At 43.5% G+C, this 24,952-nt stretch carries 23 protein-coding genes; 4 read left to right on the top strand and 19 right to left on the bottom strand.

What is annotated here, in order from left to right; translation table 11 throughout:
* Positions 1-12: 12 nt before the first annotated feature.
* Entirely contained in the window at positions 13-957 is a 945-nt protein-coding gene (yhaM, locus tag VP97_RS14290; RefSeq protein WP_050182589.1) for a 3'-5' exoribonuclease YhaM, read from the bottom strand.
* 135 nt (positions 958-1,092) lie between these two features.
* Here yhaM and VP97_RS14285 point away from each other — a divergent pair, with 135 nt between their 5' ends.
* The gene (locus VP97_RS14285; RefSeq protein WP_050182587.1) at positions 1,093-1,278 is read left to right on the top strand and encodes a YhzD family protein; all 186 of its coding nucleotides are present in this window, start codon (positions 1,093-1,095) and stop codon (positions 1,276-1,278) included.
* 16 nt (positions 1,279-1,294) lie between these two features.
* Here the strand turns inward: VP97_RS14285 and VP97_RS14280 are convergent, their stop codons facing one another.
* From VP97_RS14280 to VP97_RS14270, 3 genes are all read right to left on the bottom strand, one after another.
* Entirely contained in the window at positions 1,295-2,092 is a 798-nt protein-coding gene (locus tag VP97_RS14280) for an enoyl-CoA hydratase (protein ID WP_050182585.1), read from the bottom strand.
* A gap of 81 nt (positions 2,093-2,173) precedes the next feature.
* Positions 2,174-3,313, bottom strand: a complete 1,140-nt coding sequence (locus VP97_RS14275) for a DUF445 domain-containing protein (protein ID WP_050182582.1) — start codon at positions 3,311-3,313, stop codon at positions 2,174-2,176.
* Positions 3,314-3,376: 63 nt separating this feature from the next.
* Positions 3,377-3,640, bottom strand: a complete 264-nt coding sequence (locus tag VP97_RS14270; RefSeq protein WP_050182580.1) for a metal-sensitive transcriptional regulator — start codon at positions 3,638-3,640, stop codon at positions 3,377-3,379.
* Positions 3,641-3,909: 269 nt separating this feature from the next.
* Here VP97_RS14270 and VP97_RS14265 point away from each other — a divergent pair, with 269 nt between their 5' ends.
* The gene (locus VP97_RS14265; protein ID WP_050182574.1) at positions 3,910-4,113 is read left to right on the top strand and encodes an alpha/beta-type small acid-soluble spore protein; all 204 of its coding nucleotides are present in this window, start codon (positions 3,910-3,912) and stop codon (positions 4,111-4,113) included.
* Between the two features lie 48 nt (positions 4,114-4,161).
* On the opposite strand, the gene fumC is transcribed toward VP97_RS14265, so the two are convergent.
* The 13 genes from fumC to VP97_RS14200 form a co-directional block, all read right to left on the bottom strand.
* Positions 4,162-5,568, bottom strand: a complete 1,407-nt coding sequence (gene fumC, locus VP97_RS14260; RefSeq protein ID WP_050182572.1) for a class II fumarate hydratase — start codon at positions 5,566-5,568, stop codon at positions 4,162-4,164.
* Between the two features lie 108 nt (positions 5,569-5,676).
* Entirely contained in the window at positions 5,677-7,110 is a 1,434-nt protein-coding gene (locus VP97_RS24750) for a glycine betaine ABC transporter substrate-binding protein (RefSeq protein ID WP_281175102.1), read from the bottom strand.
* 154 nt (positions 7,111-7,264) lie between these two features.
* Positions 7,265-8,377 carry an ABC transporter ATP-binding protein gene (locus VP97_RS14250; RefSeq protein ID WP_050182568.1) on the bottom strand — a complete coding sequence of 371 codons (1,113 nt, stop codon included), beginning with the start codon at positions 8,375-8,377 and terminating at the stop codon, positions 7,265-7,267.
* Positions 8,378-8,634: 257 nt separating this feature from the next.
* A complete protein-coding gene (gene leuD / locus VP97_RS14245) occupies positions 8,635-9,234 on the bottom strand; it encodes a 3-isopropylmalate dehydratase small subunit (RefSeq protein WP_050182565.1) in 600 nt (199 codons plus the stop codon).
* Positions 9,235-9,249: 15 nt separating this feature from the next.
* Positions 9,250-10,662, bottom strand: a complete 1,413-nt coding sequence (leuC, locus tag VP97_RS14240) for a 3-isopropylmalate dehydratase large subunit (protein WP_050182564.1) — start codon at positions 10,660-10,662, stop codon at positions 9,250-9,252.
* Positions 10,663-10,760: 98 nt separating this feature from the next.
* A complete protein-coding gene (gene leuB, locus VP97_RS14235; RefSeq protein ID WP_050182593.1) occupies positions 10,761-11,870 on the bottom strand; it encodes a 3-isopropylmalate dehydrogenase in 1,110 nt (369 codons plus the stop codon).
* Positions 11,871-11,919: 49 nt separating this feature from the next.
* Positions 11,920-12,936, bottom strand: a complete 1,017-nt coding sequence (gene ilvC / locus VP97_RS14230) for a ketol-acid reductoisomerase (RefSeq protein WP_050182561.1) — start codon at positions 12,934-12,936, stop codon at positions 11,920-11,922.
* 37 nt (positions 12,937-12,973) lie between these two features.
* Entirely contained in the window at positions 12,974-13,495 is a 522-nt protein-coding gene (gene ilvN, locus VP97_RS14225) for an acetolactate synthase small subunit (protein WP_050182559.1), read from the bottom strand.
* Complete coding sequence (ilvB, locus tag VP97_RS14220; protein ID WP_050182556.1) at positions 13,492-15,231, bottom strand: acetolactate synthase large subunit; 1,740 nt, start codon at positions 15,229-15,231, stop codon at positions 13,492-13,494. The genes ilvN and ilvB overlap by 4 nt, the downstream gene beginning before the upstream one ends.
* Positions 15,232-15,626: 395 nt before the next feature.
* Positions 15,627-17,294, bottom strand: a complete 1,668-nt coding sequence (gene ilvD, locus VP97_RS14215; protein WP_050182553.1) for a dihydroxy-acid dehydratase — start codon at positions 17,292-17,294, stop codon at positions 15,627-15,629.
* Between the two features lie 240 nt (positions 17,295-17,534).
* On the bottom strand, positions 17,535-19,493 hold the full coding sequence (locus VP97_RS14210) for a transglycosylase domain-containing protein (RefSeq protein WP_050182551.1): 1,959 nt from the start codon (positions 19,491-19,493) through the stop codon (positions 17,535-17,537).
* A gap of 192 nt (positions 19,494-19,685) precedes the next feature.
* Complete coding sequence (locus VP97_RS14205) at positions 19,686-19,865, bottom strand: twin-arginine translocase TatA/TatE family subunit (protein ID WP_050182550.1); 180 nt, start codon at positions 19,863-19,865, stop codon at positions 19,686-19,688.
* Between the two features lie 103 nt (positions 19,866-19,968).
* Entirely contained in the window at positions 19,969-21,201 is a 1,233-nt protein-coding gene (locus VP97_RS14200; protein ID WP_050182592.1) for a dicarboxylate/amino acid:cation symporter, read from the bottom strand.
* 280 nt (positions 21,202-21,481) lie between these two features.
* On the opposite strand from VP97_RS14200, the gene VP97_RS14195 reads away from it, so the two are divergent.
* The gene (locus VP97_RS14195; protein WP_050182548.1) at positions 21,482-21,901 is read left to right on the top strand and encodes a low molecular weight phosphatase family protein; all 420 of its coding nucleotides are present in this window, start codon (positions 21,482-21,484) and stop codon (positions 21,899-21,901) included.
* Positions 21,902-22,002: 101 nt separating this feature from the next.
* Positions 22,003-22,815 carry an EcsC family protein gene (locus VP97_RS14190; protein ID WP_050182545.1) on the top strand — a complete coding sequence of 271 codons (813 nt, stop codon included), beginning with the start codon at positions 22,003-22,005 and terminating at the stop codon, positions 22,813-22,815.
* Here the strand turns inward: VP97_RS14190 and VP97_RS14185 are convergent.
* Together VP97_RS14185 and VP97_RS14180 are read right to left on the bottom strand one after the other, a co-directional pair.
* Positions 22,812-23,525: a TrkA C-terminal domain-containing protein gene (locus tag VP97_RS14185; RefSeq protein WP_245629897.1), complete on the bottom strand. Its 714-nt coding sequence runs from the start codon at positions 23,523-23,525 to the stop codon at positions 22,812-22,814. The two genes, VP97_RS14190 and VP97_RS14185, sit on opposite strands and share 4 nt — an antisense overlap.
* A 17-nt stretch (positions 23,526-23,542) precedes the next feature.
* Complete coding sequence (locus VP97_RS14180; protein ID WP_050182543.1) at positions 23,543-24,856, bottom strand: SpoVR family protein; 1,314 nt, start codon at positions 24,854-24,856, stop codon at positions 23,543-23,545.
* Positions 24,857-24,952 lie beyond the last annotated feature (96 nt).

Genomic DNA, 24,952 nt, shown 5'->3' with positions numbered 1-24,952 from the left:
GGTGCTTTTTTATTATTTTGAAAAACGCGGCTTGTAAAAGGAACGGTTATCAAGTGGAAAAATCCGTTCAGAAAACTCGCCCGGTTTCGTCCGTTCAAGCGCACGGTCCAGCATATTCATTTTGGCATCAAGATTGTCAATGTAGTGAAGCATTTCCGCTTCTTTGATCATCGGTGGCTTTGGACTTCCCCATTCTGCTTTACCATGATGAGAAAGGACAATATGCTGAAGCACCATCACTTCCTCTCCTTCAATGCCAAGCTCTTTCGCCATTTGGCCAATTTCATTGACCATGATCGAGATATGGCCGATTAAATTTCCTTCTGCCGTGTAGGTCGTGGCCACTGGCCCAGAGAGCTCTGTTACTTTACCGAGATCATGTAAAATCACGCCTGCATATAAAAGATCGCGGTCAAGCGATGGATAAAGATCGGCAATCGATTTCGCCAACTGTAGCATGGACACAACATGATAGGCCAATCCGGAGACAAACTCATGATGGTTTTTTGTTGCGGCAGGATATTCTAAAAACGGCTGGTGATATTTTTTCAACAGCGCGCGGGTAATACGCTGAATATGCGGATTTTTCATTTCAAAAATAAATTGCGTAATGGTTTCTGTCATTTCTTCCTGGCTGAGCGGTGCTGTTTCCACAAAGTCCCCTGCATCCATTCCGTCTTGAGGTGATGCCGGCCGAATTTGCCGAAGCTTCAGCTGCATGCGCCCTCGATAATTTTGAATATCTCCTGCCACTTTTACAATCGTTTGCGGCGTATACATTTTTACGGTTTCGTCTTTTGCATCCCATAACTTCGCTTCAATTTCTCCGCTCGTATCTTGAAGCATCAGTGTTAAATAGGGATTTCCATTAACCGCTGTGCTTTTTACTGCTGAGCGGATCATCAAAAAGCAATCAACGCTTTCTCCCGCTTCGTACTGTGTAATTCCTTTTTCCATTGAACCGTCCTCCTTGTTCCCTGCATCGTTTCTTTTTATTATACCACAGATCATATGTTCCTTCTTGTTACTGCTTCTTTTTTGTTTTGCTTTTATTTTATACAATAAAGGAAACAGGATAAAGGAGTGATCGCGTTGAAAACCTACAAGCTGACTATCTTTGAAAAAAGCGGCGAAAAACTGCTGGATCAGCTCTTCAAGGCGGCTTCAGATAAAGCGGCAAAAGAGCACGGTCAGCAGCTTATTCAGGCGCATGCAGGTGAAGAAAAAACGTATCGTTGCACTTCATCAGACGGAAGGCTGCTGCTTTTTCACATATAGCAGACAGAAAGCGCATTCAATTGATGAATGCGCTTTTCGTCTTTTGATTAAACACGGGCTTTCTTTTTTCTAAAAAAGCACGTACGCCTTCTTGATGATCACTGCTTTTCCGCATTTTTAATTGTCCCTGTTTTTCAAGCTCTAATGTTTTGATAAGCTGGGGCCTGCTCATATCAGCCATAATTTTTTTTGTTTTTATCATCGCCTGGACAGGCTTTTGCTGCAGTTCTTTAATTAAATACTGTACTTCCTCCCGAATGGTACCGGGCGTGACAGAACGATCTGCCAGCCCTATCTCTGCCGCTTCTGAGCCGCTCATTGCTTTACCATCCCAGATTACTTTCTTTGCTCTTACAGCACCAAGGCGGTTTTCAAGCATGAAGTGACCGCCACCATCTGGTATAAGGCCAACCCCTATAAAATTCATGGCAAGCTTTGAGTCAGTTTCACATAAAACAAAGTCGGCCGCCAGGGCAATACTTAATCCTAAGCCAGCGGCTGCTCCATGAATAGCGGCGATCGTCAGCTTCGGCATGGAATAAAAATAAAGAGCAATATCTGAGATGGTTTCCATCACAGATTGAAATTGCACTTCGTTCATGGCTGACAGCATTTCTTTTAAATCTCCGCCTGCTGAAAATATAGAGCCTATTCCTGATAAAACGACTACATCAACATCATCATTCCGGCTGATCTCTTTTAAACAGCAACACAGCTCTTCAATCATTTTCACATTAAGTGCATTCATGGCTTCTGGACGATTCAAACAAATATATGCTGTTTCGCTTTTGATCGAACAAAGTACATATTCCATTTTGCCGCCTCCTTCTTACCGTTTTATCATACAAAAAATAATCCAAAATTTAAAGTATTTCGAATATAACGGCAATCTTCTTTACAGGGAAAACATCGTCATCATCAATGCCTGTAGCACACCAATTAAGCCGCCCAGCAGCGCACCCAGCCACGTGATCATTCGCAATTCACGCTGAGCAATTTCAAGCACCATCCGCTCCAGCCGCTCGGTGGAAAATGCCTCGATCTGGCTGCGGACAATTCCATCAATCTTCAGCTTGTGCATAAGAGAAGGAATGTGTTCCGCTGCTCTCAACAATCCCCTTTCCACTAATTTCGGCACCATCTCATCAATCAACTTCGTTTCACATGGTGCTAAATAAGCAGATAAAGGCTTTGTTAATGAGTTCTGTACATTAAGCTGGCTTACTACAAATGATTTTGTTTTTTGAAGTGCTTTTTCGTCTGAGAAATGTTCCAGCGCCTGCGACCATTCCCATTGAATCATTCGTTCCCATTCACTTTTCAGCATCGTACCGGCTAAATCTTTTGCCCCGGGGCTTGATAAAAACTTTACAATTTCCAAACGAATTTTCTCTTCCAGTGACGTGCTGCCGACTACCTTTCGAACCATGCTGCCGAGCCGGCCCCAGTCAGATAAAAAATCATTGGTCATTCGTTTAACCCGATATCGTCCTTCTTCACTGGAAAAATAATTGGCTCCTTTTCTTAAAAAATAATCAGCAATATCCGGGATTTTCGCTTCTGCACGGTCCAGCCATTCAGCAGGAAGCGATTCTTTTACAGGCTGGTCCACGTAAAAATCTTTTATAACCGCGTATTTGTTATCTATCCATTTGTGGAGATACGCTTCTATTTTCTGGCCTGGCTGCTCAATTTGTGCTCTCTCAAACATCTCTGCAATTGTGATGTTTGAGTGAATCCATTTCTTCGATTCTGTTCGCAATACCAGTTCTATTTCTTTTTGAAATACAGGTTCTGTTATTTTTTGTTTAATGCTTTCCGGCGTCAGTAAATGTTCATCCACGATTTTTCCGATCTGGCGGGCAAGCTCTGCTTTACGCTTTGGAATCAACCCTGGCGTAAAGGGAATGCGCCATTTACCGATATAGCGTGCTTTATGGGGCCGGAATAACATCCGGATGGCTACGGCATTGGTAATACCGCCAATCAATGCCCCGATGATCGCCATAAATAAAACAAGCCAAAATGCATCCACTATTTTTACCGCCTTTCTTGTATAAAAAAACAATGCCGAGTCCAATTGGAGCCGGCATCCCTTTTATCTGCTTTTTACAATCATATTTACCGCTGCTTGAATGGCATCATCAGCTTTTTGCCCTTTTTCATGAGCATCGCGGATGCATGCTTCTAGATTTTGTGCGACAATCAAACCAATTGAACGGTCAACTGCTGAACGAATGGCAGAAAGCTGCGTGACAACTTCACGACAGTCTTTGTCTTCCTCCACCATTTTCATAACACCGCGTACTTGACCTTCAATACGGCTCAGTCGATTTTTCACATCACGATCGTATGTTTTCATCGTCCATCTCCCCGTTCTGCTCTCCTTTATTACTTCATAGGCCAGCCATTTTGTATCCATAGTATAGCACAGCGCCTTTTAAAACGCTTGCTACAGCCATTTCCCTTAAGTGGAAACAAATACCTACAAATATTACGGATAAAGAAAAGCATTCAACCCATACTACTATTACAATCAACGGCGGGTCTTATCCGGCAGTCCGGACGATGTATCGCAGCGGTGCAACTCCGTTAGTACCCGGCCAATTAAAAAAAGGGAGATGAACAGTTATGCCAAACAACAACAGTTCTAACCAACTAGTAGCACCAGGAGCACAGCAAGCAATCGACCAAATGAAATACGAAATTGCTTCTGAGTTCGGCGTACAGCTAGGTGCTGACGCTACATCACGCGCTAACGGTTCCGTTGGTGGCGAAATTACAAAACGCTTGGTTCGCATGGCTGAACAGCAATTAAGCGGCTTCCAAAAGTAATAGGGTAACTACCCAGCAGCCCGCCTCAAATGATGAGGCGGGCTGTTTTTATTTGTTTTTCTTCTTTTTCAGTTTCTCAGGCAAATTCACCATTTTTTCTGGATCAATCCACTGGTTGTACTGCTCCTCAGTTACATAGCCGGATGCAATGGCTGCTTCTTTCAAGGTCGTCCCCTTTTGATGGGCTGATTTGGCAATACTGGCCGCTTTTTCATAGCCAATATGGGGATTAAGGGCCGTTACAAGCATTAGGGACTGCTCCATTAACGATTGAATTTGATTCATATTTGCTTCAATACCAGCTGCACAGCGTTCATCAAAAGATAAAATGCCATCACCCAAAAGCCGAATCGACTGCAGTGTATTATAAACGATGACCGGCTTAAAAACGTTCAATTCGAAATTTCCCTGACTCGCCGCAAAACCAACAGCTGCATCATTGCCAAATACCTGGACTGCTACCATCGTCAGCGCTTCACTTTGAGTAGGGTTTACTTTTCCCGGCATAATCGAGCTTCCCGGTTCATTTGCTGGAATGGTTAATTCGCCAATGCCGCTTCTTGGTCCGCTGGCAAGCCATCTTATATCATTAGCAATCTTCATCGCATCCGCTGCCAGCGCTTTTAGGGCTCCGTGAAAGAAAACAATTTCATCGTGACTTGTTAATGCATGAAACTTATTCGTTGATGAAACAAATGGATAACCGGTTTGTTTTTCAAGCTGGCTGGCTGTTTTTTCACCAAACGATGGATCAGCATTAATACCTGTGCCGACCGCTGTTCCTCCTATAGCCAAATGAAGCAGCTCCTGCTGAGCTAATGAGATCATTTCGATATTACGCTTGATCATATGCCTCCAGCCGGAAATTTCCTGGCCAAGCGATAAAGGCGTGGCATCCTGCAGATGTGTACGGCCAATTTTAATTACATCCATAAATTGTTTTTCTTTTTTCTTTAATGTTTTTTTGAACTGCTTTAATGCCGGTTTAAGGCGTTTTTCTGTTTCATCATACAAGGCGATATGCATCGCAGTCGGAAAAGTATCATTTGAGCTTTGTGACATATTTACATCATCGTTTGGATGAATAAAGGCTTCTTTGCCAGCAATTTCAGAGGCTCGCCTTGCCACCACTTCGTTTACATTCATATTGGACTGGGTACCGCTGCCCGTTTGCCAAACAACAAGCGGAAAATGTTCAGAACCAATGTCTCCATTTAAAATATCGTCGCATGCAGCTGAAATGGCACTCATTTTTTCTTCAGAAAGCTTCCCAAGGTTTTCATTTACGATAGCAGCCGCTTTTTTCAAATGAACAAATGCATAAATCATTTCTATGGGCATTTTTTCCGTACCGATTGGGAAATTTTCTAAACTTCGTTGTGTTTGTGCTCCCCAATACTTATCAGATGGAACCTGTATTTCGCCAATCGTATCACGTTCGATCCGAAATTCCATTATGTATCCCTCCTTAAAATTGTGCCTCCCTACACTTTTCCCGAATTTTCTTTCTTCATGCTTCGGAAAAGAAAAAAAGCGTTCTACATTTAAAGAACGCTTCTTCAATCAATTGATTAATCCTTCTTCTTTTAAAAACGCCTCTGCTACTTCCTCATATTTTTCACCATCAATGTCAACCCGTTTATTTAATTCCTGCATCCGCTCATCATCGATTTTCCCGGCAAGCATATTTAATACTTTTTCAAGCTCTGGATGTTTTTCCAACACTTTTCCACGCACAACCGGGATCGCATAATATGGCGGAAAGAATTGCTTGTCATCTTTCAATACTTTTAAGTTAAATGCCTGAATACGGCCATCTGTTGTATAAGCATCTACAGCATCCACTTCATTATTTTTAATGGCACTATAAATAATACCGCTGTCCAACGTCTCAGTAGAAGCAAACTTGAGCCCGTAGACTTCTTGAAGACCCGGGTAGCCGTCAGCACGTTCTAGAAACTCGGGCTCTGAACCAAAACGCATGTTTTTGGCATAAGGATGAAGCTGTGAAATAGTTTCAATCCCATACCGCTTTGCATCCTCCTCGCGAATCGTGACAGAATACGTGTTATTGAAACCAATTGGGTCGAGCAGCTGAAGATCAAATTCCTCGTCAAATCTTTTCTTCGTATAGTTGTACACATCATCCGGATTGTTGCTATCAATTTTTTCTTTTAAATAGTTAAGCAAAATCGCCCCTGTATACTCAACTGACACGTCATATGACCCCTGCTTGAGTCCATTAAATACACCCGCTGAGCCGCTAATAAAGGATTCATATTCCACATTTAAGTCCGTTTCTTCCTCAATTAATTTTCCGTAAACATGAACAAGAATTTCCTGCTCTGTAAATGACTTTCCGGTAATTGTAATCGTATTATTCATCTGACCACCGCTCACAAACGGCCAGACAATCATCCCAACAAGCAGTAAAGCCGCTGTACTAGTAGTGACCATTATGATTTGACGGCTTCGTTTTCCTTTTTTCTGTAATGCTTCAGTCGATGAATTGTACTCAATTCGCTTTAATACAAAATCAAGAACAATCGCAATGAGTGCTGCGGGAATTGCCCCTGCTAAAATAAGGCCTGAATTATAAGTTTGCAGCCCGCGAAAAATTAAATCTCCAAGACCACCTGCACCAATCAACCCTGCAATCGTGGCGACCCCGACAATCAAAACTGTTGCGGTCCGTATACCACCCATAATGACTTTCATAGCCAGCGGCAGTTCCACCATCCATAATACCTGCCGGCTTGTCATGCCCATTCCAACTCCGGCTTCAACCGTAGACTGATTAACACCAGTAATACCAAGGTATGTATTTCGTAATACAGGAAGTAATCCATAAATCGTCAAGGCAATAATTGCTGGTGCTCTTCCCGTACCGATAAAAGGAACGAGAAATACAAGCAAAGCCAGGCTTGGGATTGTTTGAAATACAGCTGTAATGCCGATAATGGGCTCAGCAATTTTTCTATGGCGGGTTAGATAAATCCCTAGAGGGACAGATATGAGGATCGCAAGGCCAATCGAAATTAACGATAAGTATAAATGTTCAAGAATAAGCTGCCATATTTCAGCCCACCTTGTTTGAAACGCATTAATTGTTTGTGTAATTAAACTGAATGTAAAAATGGATCATCCCCCCTTAGGCAAATTGATTTGATATGTGGCGCACAATGCTGGCACGATTAATAATGCCCTGCACCCGGCCCTCCTCATCGGTCACAACAATGAAGCTGAGTGGAGATTGATTAATTCTTTCCAATGCTATTTCCGGGTCTCCAAGGTGGTCCATAACTGGCACTTGTACTTTTTCAATGTCACGAAGCGTTAATCCCTCATCGGCGTATGATCTTTGAAGGTCCCAAATACCAACGACCCCATGATAATGGCGCTGGTTGTCGATTAAAATTAAACTGTCAACACGTTTTTGGCGCATTAATTTAAGTGCCGCTGCAACTCCTCGATCCGGCGAAGCTGTAACAGGTGACGTCATTAACTGCTCAAGTGCTGGAAGAGACATCGATTCCTGAATCCGGTCTTCACCGATAAATTGGCGGACAAACTCACTCGCTGGATGGCGTAATATACGCTCTGGTGTATCGAGCTGTACAATCACACCGTTTTGCATAATACAAATCCGGTCCGCAATTTTTAGTGCTTCATCCATATCGTGTGTAACAAATACAATGGTCTTTTTTATTTCACTTTGCAGCCGGACCAATTCATCCTGCAGCTGTTCACGGCTGATTGGATCAAGTGCACTGAACGGTTCGTCCATAAGGATAATGTTTGGCTCCGCTGCCATCGCCCGAACGACACCGATCCGCTGCTGCTGTCCACCCGAAAGCTCAGCCGGATACCGGTTTCCAAACACAGAGGGCTCAAGTCCTACAAGCTTCATTAGTTCATTTACTTTCTCAGCATACCTTTCTTCTTCCCATTTCTTCAGCCTCGGCACAAGCCCCACATTTTCCTTAATTGTCATATGCGGCATTAAGCCGATTTGCTGAATGACGTAGCCAATATCGCGCCTAAGCTGGACAGGATTAATTTCTGAAATGTTTTTACCATCAATGGTAATGGAGCCGCTTGACGGATCGATTAAACGGTTGATCATTTTCATTGTTGTTGTTTTTCCACAGCCGCTAGGCCCAATTAGGACAAAAAGTTCCCCTGTCTCCACCTTTAAATTAATTTTTTTGAGTGCTTCGAACCCGTCCGGATATTTTTTTGCTACATCTTTAAATTCAATCAAAGTTCACACCTCCCTACTTTTCCGTTTCCCTATCTTTATATAGAGAAAATACAAAACCGTAATCTTTTTGTCATTTTTCTTCTTTATGTTTAAGGTTTCTTTCTTAGGGAACTTTATATACAACAAATCAAAGTACGAGGTGAACCGAATGTTAAGAACAATTTTAATGATTATTGGTGCGATTGTTGTAATATCGTGGATTGTTTCTATGCTGTAATAAATAAAAAAGACCTTTCCGATGGAAAGGTCTTTTTTATTTAGCTGTATTGTTTACCATATACTTTTTCTTCAAATTGACGGATACGGTCTTCATCTGATAAAGTCACCGAGATTTCATCCCAGCCGTTTAACAACATTTTTTTCCAGTATGGATCAATATCGAAATGAGCCGTAAAGCCGCTATCATCGCTGACCGATTGTTGTTCCAGGTTAATATGAAGTTTAAAGCCCGGTGCGGAAGATTTCTGAAGCAGCGTTTCTACTTCTTCATCCGTCAGCTTGACAGCAAGGATTCCGTTTTTAACACTATTGTTGTAAAAAATATCAGCATAGCTCGGTGCAATAATTACACGAAAGCCATAATCAAGCAGGGCCCATGGAGCATGTTCGCGTGAAGACCCACAGCCAAAGTTTTCTCCGGCTACTAAAATTTCAGCATCCGCAAATTGCGGGTCATTTAAAATAAAATCCTTACGTTTATTGCCGTCATCATCAAAACGCCAGTTATAAAAAACAAATTGGCCAAATCCCTGACGTTCGATGCGCTTTAAAAACTGTTTCGGAATAATTTGATCTGTATCGATATTGGCCCGGTTAATCGGGCATACTGTTCCTGTAAATTGATTGATCGGTTCCATAACGGCTCCTCCTTCTTATTGGTTTACGCCTGCTAGTTCACGTACATCGGTAAAGCGGCCCATAACCGCTGCAGCTGCTGCCATTGAAGGACTGACAAGATGCGTGCGAGCCCCGCTGCCCTGACGACCTTCAAAGTTACGATTTGATGTAGAAGCACAGCGTTTGCCCGGAGGCACAATGTCATCATTCATAGCAAGGCACATAGAGCAGCCTGATTCACGCCATTCGAAGCCTGCGTTAATAAAAATTTGATCCAATCCTTCTGCTTCCGCCTGCTGTTTAACCGTTTGGGAACCAGGAACAACAATTGCTGTTACATGATCCTGTACTTTGCGGCCTTTTGCTATTTCTGCGGCCGCGCGTAAATCGCTTAAACGGGAGTTTGTACACGAGCCGATAAATACGTAATCAACCGGTATTTCCGTTAATTTCATACCCGCCTGGAGCCCCATATACTCAAGAGCATGGCGAACAGACTCCTTGTCTGCTTCCCGCTCAAATTGTTCAGGTGATGGAACAACGCCTGAAATGCCGCTGCCCATTGCCGGGTTTGTCCCCCATGTCAATTGCGGTTCGATCTCTGCTGCTTCAATTTCAAGTGTTTTATCATATTCTGCACCTTCATCCGAAGCAAGAGCAAGCCAGGCCTTAGCTGCTGCTTCAAACTCTTCACCCTGCGGTGCATAACGGCGGCCGCGCAAATATTCAACGGTTGTCATATCCGGGCTGACAAGGCCTGCACGCGCACCTGCCTCGATGGACATGTTGCAGATTGTCATGCGCTGCTCCATCGAAAGAGAGCGAATGGCTTCACCTGTGAACTCCATAACATAGCCAGTACCAGCATTGACACCAAATTTTGCAATGATTGCCAAGATAATGTCTTTCGCCTGCACGCCGAAACCGAGCTTGCCATTTACTTTAATTTGCAATGTTTTCGGCTGTTTTTGCCAGATCGTCTGGGTAGCAAGCACATGCTCCACTTCACTTGTTCCGATACCGAATGCAAGTGCACCAAATGCACCGTGTGTTGACGTATGGCTGTCGCCGCAGACGATCGTTTTTCCAGGCTGTGTAAGACCAAGCTGCGGGCCGATAACATGTACAATCCCCTGGTCTGGATGATCAATATCTGCCAGCTCGATACCGAATTCACGACAGTTTTGTTTTAATGTTTCCATCTGTGTTTTGGAAATTGGGTCGTTGACAATGTGGCGATTGATTGTTGGAACGTTATGATCCATTGTGGCGTATGTTAAATCGGGCCGTCTGACACGGCGTCCGTTCATACGTAATCCTTCAAATGCCTGTGGTGATGTCACTTCGTGGACAAGGTGCAAATCAATGTAGAGCAGATCCGGCTTCCCTTCTTCTCTGCTTACAACGTGATTTTCCCAAATTTTTTCGATAACCGTTTTTTTCGTCATTGTACAGCCCCCCTCTTATGTGCATTTTGATAAAAAACAAGGATCCCGCCTTCTTCTGGAACTGTTACAGAAGAAGGCTGAATCCACGTGACATTCCTTTACATGTATACAACTTCGTCAGCAGATGCTGCCGTTTCTTCAGCGATGTGGCTTGTAACAAGCTCAATCATTTTATCTGTACCTACTATTGTGCTGCCTTCTATTTGCAAATCAGGCGTGCAGTAGCCATCATTCAAAACAGATTGTACAGCCCGCTCAATCGCTTCTCCTTCAGCACGCATATCAAGTGAGTATTTCAGCATAAGAGCCGTAGACAGAATCATTGCCAGCGGATTGGCTTTGTTCTGTCCAGCAATATCCGGTGCTGAACCATGGACTGGCTCGTATAGGCCAAGACCACTTTGGGACAAACTAGCTGATGGCAGCATGCCAAGTGAACCCGTAATCATGGAAGCTTCGTCGCTTAAAATATCGCCGAACAAGTTTTCCGTTACAATTACGTCAAACTGTCCTGGACTTGAGATCAGCTTCATCGCTGCCGCATCAACGTACATGTGGTCAACTATAACACCTGGATAATCTGCTGCTTTTTCATTGACAATTTCGCGCCACATCCGGCTCGACTCCAGCACGTTGGCTTTATCAACTGACGTCAGCCGCCCATTACGTGCTTCGGCAAATTCAAATGCTTTAATAACAATGCGCTCGATTTCTTCACGTGTGTATTGAAGGGTATCCACAACCACTTCATTGTTTTCACCACGGCGTTCGCTTGGTTTTCCAAAGTACAGGCCGCCAGTTAATTCACGCACGATGAGCATATTAACCTTTCCGGCAATTTCAGGCTTTAGCGGAGAAGATTGCACAAGTGTCTGGAATGATGGGATCGGGCGAAGATTGGCAAATAAGCCAAGCTCCTTCCGAATAGCAAGCAAGCCGCGCTCCGGGCGCTCGGCCGATGGCAGGCTGTCCCATTTGGGACCTCCTACTGCGCCGAGTAAAATCGCGTCGCTTTTTTTGGCGAGTGCCAGCGTTGATTCTGGCAGCGGCGTCCCGTGCGAATCAATCGCGGCACCTCCAATATTTGCGTATTCCATCTCAAATTCATGGCCGAAGCGTTTTCCGACTGCTTCAAGAGCAGCTGCGGCACCTGATGCGATTTCCCGGCCGATTCCGTCACCTGGCAAAATGGCAATTTTCTTCTTCACGTAAATCCCTCCGTTGCTTGAAATAGCTTTTTTCATTTATAAAAAATGATTAGTTTTTAACGCTTTCTGCTTTTTTGTTTTGTTTGATGAAAGGCATTAGGGCACGAAGCTCTTTACCAACTACTTCAAGCTGGTGCTCGCTTTCGCGGCGAGTGATTGCTGTAAATTCAGGACGGTTCAATTGATTTTCCTGTAACCAGCCTTTAGCGAATTTACCTGTTTGAATGTCTGTTAATACATCTTTCATACGTGCTTTTGTTTCAGCTGTGATTACGCGTGGACCTGAAACATAGTCACCCCATTGAGCTGTATCAGAGATTGAATAGCGCATGCCTTCAAGACCACCTTCGTACATAAGGTCAACGATCAATTTTAATTCATGCAGGCACTCAAAATAAGCAATCTCAGGCTGGTAGCCAGCTTCTACCAATGTTTCAAAACCAGCTTTTACAAGCTCAGCTGTACCGCCGCAAAGAACGGCTTGCTCACCGAACAAATCTGTTTCTGTTTCTTCACGGAATGATGTTTCCAAAATACCTGCGCGGCCTGCACCAACACCTTTAGCGTAAGCAAGAGCAATGTCTTTTGCCTGGCCTGTGTAATCCTGGTAGATTGCGAACAACGCTGGTACACCAGCGCCTTGCTCATACGTACGGCGTACTAGGTGACCAGGCCCTTTTGGTGCAGCAAGGAATACATCTACGTTTGCAGGTGGTGTAATTTGGTTAAAATGTACGTTGAAGCCGTGGGCAAATGCAAGCGCGTTGCCTTCTTGAAGTTCAGGCTCAATTTCTGCTTTGTATACTGCTGTTTGATACTCGTCTGGAAGAAGGATCATAATAATATCCGCTACAGCACTTGCTTCACGAACTGTTTTTACGTCAAATCCGTCAGCTGTTGCCTGATCAAATGATTTTCCAGGGCGAAGACCTACTACTACGTTTACGCCGCTTTCGCGAAGGTTCAATGCATGTGCATGACCCTGTGAACCGTAACCGATGATTGCTACCGTTTTATTAGAAAGTACCGCTTCGTTAATGTCACCATTGTAATAAACTTTTGTCATTTTCTTCATCCTCCAACATTTGTTTTTGTTTTTTATTTTAATTTAAAATAGAAACCTGTTTTGATTCTGACACAAACCGCTGGGAACCGCGTTTAATCGCGGTTTGCCCCGTACGCGCCACTTCTTTGATACCATAAGGCCGAAGAAGTTCAATCATTGCTTCGATTTTCTCGAAGTTTCCGACAACTTGAATTGTCACGCTGTCTCTTGCGACGTCAATGATCGTCGCACGGAACGGTTCAATGATTACATTGATTTCCGCACGTGTTTGCGGAGTTGTCATCACTTTTATAAGAGCAAGCTCGCGTGTAACAATTGCTTGTTCAGTGATATCGCTAACTTTTAATACGTCAATTTGCTTATGAAGCTGCTTGACAACTTGCTCTACTGTGCGGTCGTCTTCCACCTGGACAACGAACGTCATCTTTGATACGCCTTCTGTTTCGGTCGCACCTACTGTAATGCTTTCAATATTGAATTGGCGGCGTGTAAACAAGCCGGCAATCCGGTTTAAAACACCGCTTTGGTTCAACACAGTTGCTGTTACAATTCTTCTCATTGCGGTTTCACCCCGATCATTTCATGAAGTCCTTTGCCTGGTGCGATCATTGGATAAACCATTTCCTTCGATTTAATCCGACAATCGATCAATACAGGCTCATTGTCTGTCAGTGTTTCACGCATCACTTTTTCTGCTTCTTCTTCCGTTGTGACTACGTAGCCGCGAATACCATAAGCATCGGCCAGTTTAACAAAGTCCGGCTGAACCGGAATTAATGATTGAGAATACCGCTCTTCATAGAATGTTTCCTGCCACTGGCGTACCATACCAAGTGCCTGGTTATTGTAAATAACGATTTTAACCGGCAGCTTTAATTCCGCAACAAGTCCAAGCTCCTGCAAAGTCATTTGGAAGCCTGCGTCACCGGCTACCGCCACGACTGTTTTATCCGGCTTTGCAATTTGCGCGCCGATCGCAGATGGGAAACCAAAGCCCATCGTTCCAAGGCCTCCTGAAGTTACCCATTGGTCTGGTTTGTTGAATCCGTAGTATTGCGCTGTCCACATTTGATGCTGGCCAACGTCTGTTGTTACAACTGCATCCCCGTTTGTCACGTTATGAATGATTCGCATTAACGATTGCGGTGAAATGCCCTCGCCATCCTCTGTATTCCAAAGCGGATTTTCTTCCTTGTCTTTTTGAACCTTTTGGCGCCACTCGTCTGCCTGTGGTGCTTCAAAATCAAGGCTGAGGATTTTTTTCAATGCTTCTCGTGCATCCGCTACGATTGGAATATGTGTCGGTACATTTTTGCCAATCTCTGCCGGATCGATATCAATGTGCGCGACTGTTGCATTTGGAGCAAAATGAGCCAGGTTTCCGGTTAAACGGTCATCAAACCGGGCACCGATATTGATCAGCAGGTCTGCTTCATAAAGAGCTGTGTTGGCTGCATATGTTCCGTGCATGCCGCCCATTCCGAGAAACAATGGATGGTCAGCCGGAAAACCGCCAAGACCAAGCAGCGTATTAACAACCGGAATTTGCATTTTTCCGACAAATTCAAGCAATTCTTCAGATGCTTTAGCGAAAAGAACACCTGCCCCTGCTAAAATAACCGGTTTTTTTGCTTTTGCCAGTGCACCACGCAGCTTTTTCACCTGCAAACTGTTCGGTTTAAAATTTGGCTGATATCCCGGAAGATTTAATTCATCCACAAATTCGGCATTTCCCATTGTCGTAGCAATATCTTTTGGAATATCAATTAAAACAGGACCTGGACGGCCAGTTGTCGCAATGTGAAAAGCTTCATGTACAATTCTTGGAAGATCCTCCATTGAGCGAACCTGATAGTTGTGTTTTGTAATCGGCATTGTAATACCAATTACATCTGCTTCCTGGAATGCGTCAGATCCAATTACACCAGTGGCTACCTGGCCTGTAAAAATAACAAGCGGAAGAGAATCCATCATCGCATCTGCAATACCGGTCACAAGGTTTGTTGCTCCAGGACCAGATGTGGCTAATACAACACCTGGTTTTCCAGACACACGGGCGTATCCTTCTGCTGCATGGATTGCTGCCTGCTCATGGCGGGCAAGAATATGACGGATCGGGTTTTTATAAAGTGCATCATATAATGGAAGAACCGCACCGCCTGGATAACCAAACATAACTTCTACGTTTTCGTTCTTTAATGTTTCAATGAATAGATCAGCGCCGTTCATAGGTTCTGTTCGAGTAACAGCTTCGTTTTTAACTTTTAATTCTGTGGTTTTTGCATTTTGACTCATTTTGATCTCCTCCAAATAATGGTTTGTTGTCCGTATTGGCAAGAGCGTTCTTCTTTACAAAGGTATAAATACCCGGTTTAATGCAAAAAGAAAAGTCCTTTCACGCCTGCGACTGCCGAAACAGCAACGCAGGGGTGAAAAGACTTCTCCTTTTCACGGTACCACCCTGATTCACGAATTTTCTTACAAAAATTCGCCTTATGAACCGATAATCGACTCGTTTTGGTAACGGGTAGCTAAGCACCCGGCTTTTCCTACTGGATGACGTTCAGAAAAGCACTCAGAGGGGATGTCGCGATTAGGATGCACTCCCGGCTCTCAGCTATAACCGGTTCTCTGTGAAATGCATTTCCTAACACTTTTTCCTCGTCAACGATTTATATGCAAAACGTATGTTAAATTTTCATAATTCCGCCGGTATTGGCAGAAGTAACAAGCTTGGCGTAACGAGCAAGCCAGCCTTTTTTAATTTTTGGCTCCGGCTGTACAAAATCTGCACGGCGTGCAGCCAGTTCTTCCGCTGACAGGTCAACATTCAGCGTACGGTTTGTTAAATCAATCTTGATTCTATCGCCGTTTTGGATAAAAGCGATCGGTCCGCCTTCAGCTGCTTCCGGTGATACGTGGCCGATTGAAATACCGCGTGATGCACCAGAGAAACGGCCATCTGTCATAAGCGCAACTTTTGTCGAAAGCCCGCGGCCAGCGATCGCTGATGTTGGCGTCAGCATCTCCGGCATACCCGGTCCGCCTTTTGGCCCTTCATAACGGATCACAACAACATGGCCTTCACGGACAGTTCCATTGTTGATATTTTCAATAGCTTCATCCTGCGATTCAAATACGATCGCTTCCCCGTCAAATGTTTTAATAGATGGGTCAACAGCTCCTACCTTGATGACTCCACCAAGTGGGGCAATGTTTCCGTAAAGAATGGAAAGGCCTCCTACTGGGCTGTATGGATCTTCTTTCGTGCGGATTACGTTTGTGTTTGTAATGTGTGCATCTTTTACATTTTCATAAACCGTTTTGCCCGTGATCGTTATACGATCACCATCAATTCCGTTTTCAAGCTCGCACAGTTCGCGGATAATCGCGCTGATGCCGCCTGCTTTATTAACATCGTCCATCGTATAATCTGACGCCGGACTTATTTTTGCCAAATATGGAATTCGATTGGCTACTTCATTTATACGATTTAAATCATACTCAATTTCTGCTTCATTTGCAATGGCTAATGTATGAAGAACGGTATTTGTTGAGCCGCCCATCGCCATATCGAGGGCAAATGCATCATCAATTGCACGTTCTGTTACAATGTCACGCGGCTTTAAATCATTCTCGATTGCATTCATCAAGTATCCAACCGCATCTTTAATTAAACGGTGGCGTTCCGGGCTGGTTGCAACAATTGTTGCGTTTCCAGGCGGCGTAAGACCCAGCATCTCCATTAACGAGTTCATGGAATTAGCTGTAAACATACCCGAGCAAGACCCGCAAGTCGGACAAGCATTCGATTCAATGTCAAGCAGCTCTTCCGCTGACATTTTGCCTGAAAGGTGAGCACCTACTCCTTCAAATACTGATGTAAGCGTCAACGGCTTCCCTGTAGATGAAACGCCGCCTTCCATCGGTCCGCCTGATACAAAAACGGCTGGTACGTTTGTCCGTACAGCGGCCATCAGCATACCCGGTGTAATTTTATCACAGTTTGGAATGTAGAATACTCCATCAAACCAATGCGCATTAATAACAGTTTCAGCTGAATCAGCAATCAGTTCACGGCTTGGAAGAGAATAACGCATACCAATGTGGCCCATTGCAATGCCGTCATCTACACCGATCGTATTAAACTCAAATGGAACACCGCCGGCTTCACGAATCTCTTTTTTTACTACTTCTGCGAATTTGTTTAAATGAACATGCCCTGGAATAATATCTATATAGGAATTACATACGCCAATGAATGGCTTATGCAAATCCGCCGTTTTTACACCGGCTGCATACAGCAAGCTTCGGTGAGGAGCACGTTCGACTCCTTTTTTAATCATATCACTGCGCATTGTATCTCCCCCATGATGACTTGCCTTTCAAATTGCCCACTAATCTGTGAAAATCTTATATTTAATCTGAAAATTAAGTTTATATTGTGGTCACAATAATACCGCTCTTTTCGCCTTTGGTCAACACCTTTTCTGTCAAATTTTCTGACAAGAGGCAATTATTTTTAAAGTTCCTCTTTTGCAAACGCTTTCTTTTGTTTATATACAAAAAAGCCGGATGATTTCACATCCGGCTCTTTTTTAAAACCACTCATTCCATTTTTTCACAATACTGTCATACCAATGCTCTTCCTCTGGCTTCGCTTGATCATCAATGGCCTCTACATCAAAAGAGGTTTCTCCTATGAATGGAAGAATCTGAGAAACCACTTCACCAAACAATGGTACGGCACCATCTGAACTGTTGGTTGTCATATAATTTGTATCGCTTACTTCCTCTACACCAACCCAAACGGCGCCCACTAAGCTCGGCGTATATCCGACAAACCATTGGTCTTCGGTTCCGTCAATCCCTTCAATCGGAACTTGTGTAGAGCCTGTTTTGCCGGCGATGTCTACACCCTCTACCTGTGCACGCTTGCCAGATCCGCGTTCGACTACACCAAGAAGCATAGAGGTCATTTCATCGGTTACTTCTTTCGTCGTTACTTTCACTTCTTTCGGCTCCCACTTTGGCTCGATTTCTCCTTCAGGACCGATAATTTTTTGAATAAAGAAAGCTTCTTTACGCACGCCATCATTTGAAAAAGCCGAGTAAGCTTCTGCCATTTGAAGCGGTGATACCCCGGGTGTGATATCTCCAAGCGCCAGTCCAAGCTTTGCATCTTTCGCCTCAAGGCCAAACCGCTCTACAGCATTTATACCTTTTGACAGACCAATTTGATCTAAAAGCCAGACAGCCGGCACGTTGGCAGATTTTTCAATTGCCCTGTACATCGGCATTTCACCTTCATACGTATCACTGTAGTTAGACGGAGAATACGCGCCTTCGCCTTTTCCAAAAGACATTTTTTCGTCCGTCAGCATATCGGTCGGCTTGTAGCCTTCTTCAAGAGCCGGCGTGTAAACAGCCAGCGGCTTAATGGTTGACCCCGGTGACTTTTTCATTTGCGTCGCAAAGCTGAAGCCGCGAAAAACATGCTCCCCCCGGCGGCCGACAACACCTAAAACGCCGCCGCTTTTTGGATCCATTAAAACAGCGGCACTTTGCGTATTTTCCCCGTTGACTGTTTGAGGGAATACTGTACTGTTTTCATATACATCTTCAAGCCCTGCCTGTACATTTTGGTCCATTGCTGTGTAAATATTGTAGCCCTGCGAGAGCAGTTCATCCTGCGTTAAGCCGTAGCGCGCAATCGCTTCGTTCATAACTGCATCCGCATAATGAGCGTATTTTCCCTTCAATGGGTCACCGCTTGCATCTTTAAGTGTAACTTCGGTATTGGCTGTTTGATCTGCTTCAGCCTCTGTCAGATAACCGTATTTCACCATCTGTTTTAATACGACCCGGCGCCGGTCAAGTGCATTATCCATATGGTCAATCGGATTATAGCGGGACGGCGCTTTTACCATTCCGGCAAGCATTGATGATTCGGCAAGAGTCAGTTCAGACACATCTTTGCCAAAGTAGCTTTTGGCTGCATTTTGAACGCCCCAGGCTCCATTTCCGAAATAACTTGTGTTCAAGTACATTTCTAAAATCTCTTCTTTTTTGTATACTTTTTCAATCTCGACAGCGAGAAACAACTCTTCTATTTTCCGCCGGTAGGTTTTCTCTGGTGACAGGAGCGCATTTTTGGTCAGCTGCTGTGTGAGGGTGCTGGCTCCCTGTACTCTTGAACCTGCCATAAGATTCGTAAAAGCAGCACGGATAATGCCTTTTACATCAAATCCGCCATGTTCATAAAAGCGGTTGTCTTCTACCGCTACAATGGCTTCCTGCAAATGCTCAGGCATTTTCTCAATTGATACACTGTTCGTTCGGTTTGCAGACAGCTTACTCGCTTTGTCTCCATCTCTATCATAAATAATAGTGGACTGTGAGAGCCCTTGCTTTAATGTTTCCACATCGGCAGATTTCATAAAATAAAACCCTGTACCCAGCCCTGCTAAAACGACTATTGCAGCAAGTAAAATAACGATTTGAGTCAGGTGAAACTTCCGCCAGAGAGTTTGAATTATTCTCGTAACTGCTTTCATTGTCTTTGGTTCCCTTCTTTGTGATACGTGCGGCCTTTATTCATTTTAAGCACATTTCGGCAAATTGCAATGAATTTGATAAAAGCCGGCACTGCCTTTTATACGGATCACTCTCAAAAAAGTTACATTCCTTTTTTTTCTAACTTATCCACTTTTACAAATAAACAAGCAGCGGATTCATCCGCTGCTTGTTTATTTTGAATCTATTTTCTTGTTTTCATCTGTGTCATCGTCCATGACATTTTTCATTCCACGCTTGAATTCATGTAGTGTCTGGCCAGCTGCACGTCCGAGCTGCGGCAGTTTTTTCGGTCCAAATAATAACAAGGCGACAATCAAAATAATGGCTACTTCGCCAAATCCAAGATTCATGGTGTCTGGCCCCTTTTCTATATTATACCTTTATTATAACGGATAAGCTCTCCTTTGCATGCAAAAAGAGAAACAGATTTGTGTCCATTTCTCTTTTTGCTTTTTAAACTTCCCCGACTGGTTTCAGACGTTTATTTTTTTCTGTTTCGTTAACATATAATGCGCAGGCGGCATCACCCGTAATGTTTACAGCAGTGCGCGTCATATCAAGCAGACGGTCAATACCGATAATTAAACCAATTCCTTCAACAGGAAGCCCTACGCTGCCAAGAACCATTGCCAGCATAATTAAACCGACGCCGGGCACACCAGCTGTTCCAATGCTGGCCAAAACGGCTGTGAGAACGACCGTTGCCAATTCTCCCATCGTAAGATCAATTCCGTATGCCTGAGCAATAAACATAGTAGCCACACCCTGCATAATTGCGGTACCATCCATATTAATCGTAGCTCCAAGCGGCTGTACAAAAGAGCTGATTGGCTCAGACACTTTTAAATCTCTTTGCGCCACTTCCATCGAAACTGGAAGTGTCGCATTGCTGCTTGATGTACTAAAGGCGACCCCCATCGCCGGCGAGAATTTTTTAAAAAACCAGAGTGGATTTTTTTTCGCCAGAAAAGCAACCGTTCCTCCATAAGTCAGTACACAATGAATAAACAGGGCTGCCAGAACAACAAGCATATATGAACCCATCGCCAGGATGGCATCCCATCCCTGCGTGCCAATCGCTGTGGCAATTAAACCGAATGTTCCGTATGGCGCAAATCGCATGACAAGCCCAACCAGATACATCATAATTTCATTTCCCTGCTCCACTAAGCTCAAAATGCCTTTTGTTTTCTCACCAAGCGCCGTCAGGGCAAAACCGATAAAAACAGCAAAGACAATTAGCTGAAGCATATTTCCTTCTGCCATTGCATTAATAGGATTTTTCGGAATAATGTTCATAAGCGTTTCACTGACGGGCGGTGCTTCTTCTGCTGAGAATTCAGCGCCCGCTGTATCAAATTCTCCGGCTGCTCCCGGCTGAATAACAGCAGACAATGCCAAGCCAATTATAATAGCGATACACGTTGTAAATAAAAAATATCCTACTGTCTTTGCACCAATGCGGCCTAACTTTTTAGGGTCTCCGAGACCCGCCGACCCAAGAACGATTGAAAAGAAAACCAGCGGCACAACCAGCATGCTGATCAGGCTCAGGAAAATCTGACCAACAGGTACAAATAAATACGTATTTAGTGCTTCAAACACATTTGGTGCAGTTAAATTTAACAGAAGGCCAACAATCGCACCAAGAACAAGTGCTGCAATAATTTTGGTTGTTAAATTCATTTTTCTCATTCATCCACCCCTTTTCAGCTGTACAAATCTTTTTTCTTTACTGAAGAATATGTAAAAAACAATGTTCTCTCTAACAAATAACTTACCACTTCACACCAAAATCTAAACCTCCGTTTTCGTTTGCTTGTTCATTTTGTTTCGCTTCACTGTACACAACTTTAGGATTGAGCCTTAGGAATCACTTTATACAACAAATTTTACAGTAGTGCTTATCTTTATAAAAATCGGGGTATAAAAGAGTATAACCACCATGTTAAAGGGGTCAATCGGTATGAAAAATAAAACGATTTTATTTCTGTCACCGTTTAATCATTTGAGCATGATGGCAGAAGGATGGGCAGCGCGTTTAAATGAGCCCTCCTGGAATGTGATAAGTGCCGCTTGCTCACATGCAGACTATGACGCCCTTCCTGTTAAAGCGATGAAAGAAGTAAACATTGACATCGAGAGTAAAACACCGCATTCGCTGATGCCTCAGCTTGTGAATAAGGCTGATATCGTGGTTGCTATTTATGATTTTCAACGTGACAGCCTCCCTGCTCTTTTAAATCAATCTAAGCAGAAAGTGTTACGATGGGATATATTAAATCCGGTATATTTTGATCAATTAACTGACCGCTGGGCCGCTTATCAGGAAGTATGCGATGAACTTGCTGTAAAGATACAGGAGCTTAAAAAACAGCTTATCTAAATCTTCACGCCTTTGCACATCAATTAGCGAGGGCATTTTTTTTTGAAACCAAATTCTTTACTATTCGTATAATTCATTTAGAAAGGCAGGGATACTCAAACATGGAAACGAAACAAACACTTATCGAGCATCTGCAGCACATTGAACAATGGGAAAAAGATCAAAAAGGACTGTGGATCTGGGACCGCATGGCACGGCTTCCCTTTGCTCTCCTCGATAAACTTACTCCTTCTTTTATTCAGCAAAAAATTGGATCACTGCTGGATGAACTCGGGTATTATATTCAAAGCGGCGGTAAATATTTGACCAAGCAGGAAAGCATTCTTAAAAAGCTTGAGCGCCATGCCGAAGTACCCGTTCACTCAATAGAAGATGTGAAAAGCCTGCCGATTTCGGCTATGGATGAAACGGCTTTTTCCATTCAAAAATCCCATGCGGGAGCTGCTACCGTTCAAGGGGCCACCACAGGTATTGGCGGCATTTTCACTCTGGCAGCTGATATTCCGGCTACACTGGCTCTTTCACTTAAAATGCTGCAGGAAATAGCCGTTGCTTACGGGTATAATCCGGATGAGCGCGAGGAACGAGTTTTTATTATTAAGTGTCTGCAGTTTTCTTCCTCAGATATTGTAGGAAAACGAGCAATTCTAAATGAAATTGCCGATTACGCCAATAGAGGAAGCAGTAAAGAAATCATTTCTCAGATGCAGGGCTGGCGGGAAGTAGTACTTTCTTACCGTGAGCAGTACAGCTTAAAAAAAGTGTTTCGTCTTGTACCTGTCGTCGGCATTATTTTTGGGGCCCTCTCAAATCGTTCTATGATGGAGGAATTATCCGATACGGCGATCATGCTGTATAAAAAGCGACGTATTTTAGAAAAACTGGAAAAAACCGAATCGGACATCCGCGCTTAGTGCGGATTGTCCGATTCGGTTTCTTTTGTTAGCTTCTCAATCACCTGTTTATCTCCATATATATACAGCTTATCGCCTGCTTGAATGGTTTCCTCTATTAAATCCTCACGTATATTAACTTCTCCTCTTTTAATAAACAATAAATTAGCGTCGTGACCATGCTCAAAAACCTTTTCTACTTTTTTTCCATCGAGCTTTGCGCCTTCTTCTATTACAATATCTGTTACGATGTCACCTTTTTGAAGAAAAAGCACTTCTTTAACCGGCAGTTCAGAAATATCGAGATTTTTTTTCATCTCATATTGAAATCGGTGCTGAAGAAGTTTTTTTGTCAGCGGCGTTTTCCCAAGAAAATAAATAGCCAGCAATACTATGCTAATAATCGTTAATTCCTTTAAACGCAAATCGTTGGATAACATATTGGTTATCGCTGAAATCACAACAGCCAGTGAAAAAGCTCCAAATAAAATGAGGAACATGCTAATTCGACGGCGTACAGGATGATCAATAATAAGCTGTGATTCATCTGTAGTAAAGCCAGTGCCTGTCAGCATAGAAATCGCCTGATACCTGGCTACGTCCCTTTCAAGTCCTGTCAGTGTAAACGCAACAACCGATATTTCGATGACAAGCAGCACAATCAACAGGTAAAGCAAAATAAAAATAAATTCCATGCCCTGCTGCCTTCTTTCTGGAATGACCTTTTCCATCAGCTTCCCCAAAGGCTTTAAGCAGTAAACATGCCTCCATACTTCCTCTTTAATCCATCTTTTCCGTAGGTGAAAATGGTCGTCCGTCCATCAATCACCGTTGTGAGATGAACCGGTTTTCCCCAAAGTGTGTAAAGGTGTGGAATCGTCTGTTCTAAGTATCCGACATCAAGCTCTTTCCCTTCATATGCATGTGAGATGTGCAATTCTTCTTTTCCATCTGTTACGTAAAGAGACGGGAACCCTCCGTTTACCTTTGAAGAAACAAGCTGATCCTGCACCACAGTCCATTCTTTTTCGGTAATGGTCCAATGGGCTCCTTTTTTCTCAAACAGGTATAAGTCCTCCTGTTCTACAAATTCTTTCGTCATATAGTTACGCAAAAAGGAAATATCTGATTCTCTTGCCCGTATATCAAATAAAACATCACGACTGCCGTATTGTTTTTCAATGTACTCGTACAGTTTCACTCCAAGATAGTACGGATTTATACCCATTTTAGATGGCTGCACCACGTCCGCATTCAAGCGTGCATAATCAATTGCTTCGGATTCTGTTAAAGGCAGCTCTCGCATAATCCGCATATGCCAGTAGGAAGCCCAGCCTTCATTCATAATTTTCGTTTCCATTTGCGGCCAAAAATAAAGCATTTCCTGACGGATTAACATGACAATCTCGCGCTGCCAATCTGTCAGCACCTGACTGTTTGCTGCAATAAACGCGAGGATGTCTTTTTCAAAATATGTTTCTTCAACTTTTCTGGAAGATGTTTCTCTTTCCCATAAATCATCGTATTCATAACGATGAAGAAACGGTTCGTCCGTTTGGTGGGAACCAATGTGAGCCAATGGATCCACGTGCTCTTCAATGGACAAAACCGCATCAAGAAAGGTTTCCACCTGCTCGATTCCATGCTCATCTGTTAGCTGACTGATCCGCTCTGCCGCAGAAGCCATGGATTTCTCCATTTGATTGTTTGTTTTCCCAAAGTGGGCATTATTTTTAAAGAAATCTGAGTGTGCAAGTACGTGTGCAATAATCAGCTTGTTTTGAACAAGCGAGTTTGTATTGAGTAAAAAAGCCTGGCATGGGTCTGTATTCATGACCAATTCATATATTTTACTGAGCCCCATTTCATAGTGAAGCTTCATTTTGTAAAATCGCTTTCCAAACCGCCAATGTGAAAAACGGGCGGGCATTCCATAAGCGCCAAAAGTATAAATAATATCTGCCGGGCAAATTTCATAACGCATCGAATAAAAATCAAGCCCGAAGCCTGCAGCAATGTCTGTAATTTCATCGATTGCATATTGAAGATCAGCGTGCTTCATCCGAATCCCCCCTGATCTATTTGTATGCGGCCTTCCTTTAAACATGAAAAGAAGAGACAGATAAATCTGTCTCTTCTCAGACTGTAGACAAAAGGG

Origin of the sequence: Domibacillus robiginosus (assembly GCF_000966195.1) — a bacterium.
GTDB lineage: Bacteria > Bacillota > Bacilli > Bacillales > Domibacillaceae > Domibacillus > Domibacillus robiginosus.
This window is presented reverse-complemented; position numbering and strand designations above follow the sequence as displayed.

Bases quoted from the DNA above. Each gene is read 5' to 3' on its own strand.
- ilvN (WP_050182559.1), bottom strand. From the start codon at position 13,495: ATGAGAAGAATTGTAACAGCAACTGTGTTGAACCAAAGCGGTGTTTTA.
- VP97_RS14210 (WP_050182551.1), bottom strand. From the start codon at position 19,493: ATGAAAGCAGTTACGAGAATAATTCAAACTCTCTGGCGGAAGTTTCAC.
- VP97_RS14195 (WP_050182548.1), top strand. From the start codon at position 21,482: ATGAAAAATAAAACGATTTTATTTCTGTCACCGTTTAATCATTTGAGC.
- VP97_RS14180 (WP_050182543.1), bottom strand. From the start codon at position 24,856: ATGAAGCACGCTGATCTTCAATATGCAATCGATGAAATTACAGACATT.
- VP97_RS14205 (WP_050182550.1), bottom strand. From the start codon at position 19,865: ATGAATCTTGGATTTGGCGAAGTAGCCATTATTTTGATTGTCGCCTTG.
- ilvC (WP_050182561.1), bottom strand. From the start codon at position 12,936: ATGACAAAAGTTTATTACAATGGTGACATTAACGAAGCGGTACTTTCT.
- fumC (WP_050182572.1), bottom strand. From the start codon at position 5,568: ATGGAATTTCGGATCGAACGTGATACGATTGGCGAAATACAGGTTCCA.
- leuC (WP_050182564.1), bottom strand. From the start codon at position 10,662: ATGACGAAAAAAACGGTTATCGAAAAAATTTGGGAAAATCACGTTGTA.
- VP97_RS14280 (WP_050182585.1), bottom strand. From the start codon at position 2,092: ATGGAATATGTACTTTGTTCGATCAAAAGCGAAACAGCATATATTTGT.
- leuD (WP_050182565.1), bottom strand. From the start codon at position 9,234: ATGGAACCGATCAATCAATTTACAGGAACAGTATGCCCGATTAACCGG.
- VP97_RS14190 (WP_050182545.1), top strand. From the start codon at position 22,003: ATGGAAACGAAACAAACACTTATCGAGCATCTGCAGCACATTGAACAA.
- ilvD (WP_050182553.1), bottom strand. From the start codon at position 17,294: ATGCGCAGTGATATGATTAAAAAAGGAGTCGAACGTGCTCCTCACCGA.
- VP97_RS14265 (WP_050182574.1), top strand. From the start codon at position 3,910: ATGCCAAACAACAACAGTTCTAACCAACTAGTAGCACCAGGAGCACAG.
- ilvB (WP_050182556.1), bottom strand. From the start codon at position 15,231: ATGAGTCAAAATGCAAAAACCACAGAATTAAAAGTTAAAAACGAAGCT.
- yhaM (WP_050182589.1), bottom strand. From the start codon at position 957: ATGGAAAAAGGAATTACACAGTACGAAGCGGGAGAAAGCGTTGATTGC.
- VP97_RS14270 (WP_050182580.1), bottom strand. From the start codon at position 3,640: ATGAAAACATACGATCGTGATGTGAAAAATCGACTGAGCCGTATTGAA.
- VP97_RS14200 (WP_050182592.1), bottom strand. From the start codon at position 21,201: ATGAATTTAACAACCAAAATTATTGCAGCACTTGTTCTTGGTGCGATT.
- VP97_RS14185 (WP_245629897.1), bottom strand. From the start codon at position 23,525: ATGGAAAAGGTCATTCCAGAAAGAAGGCAGCAGGGCATGGAATTTATT.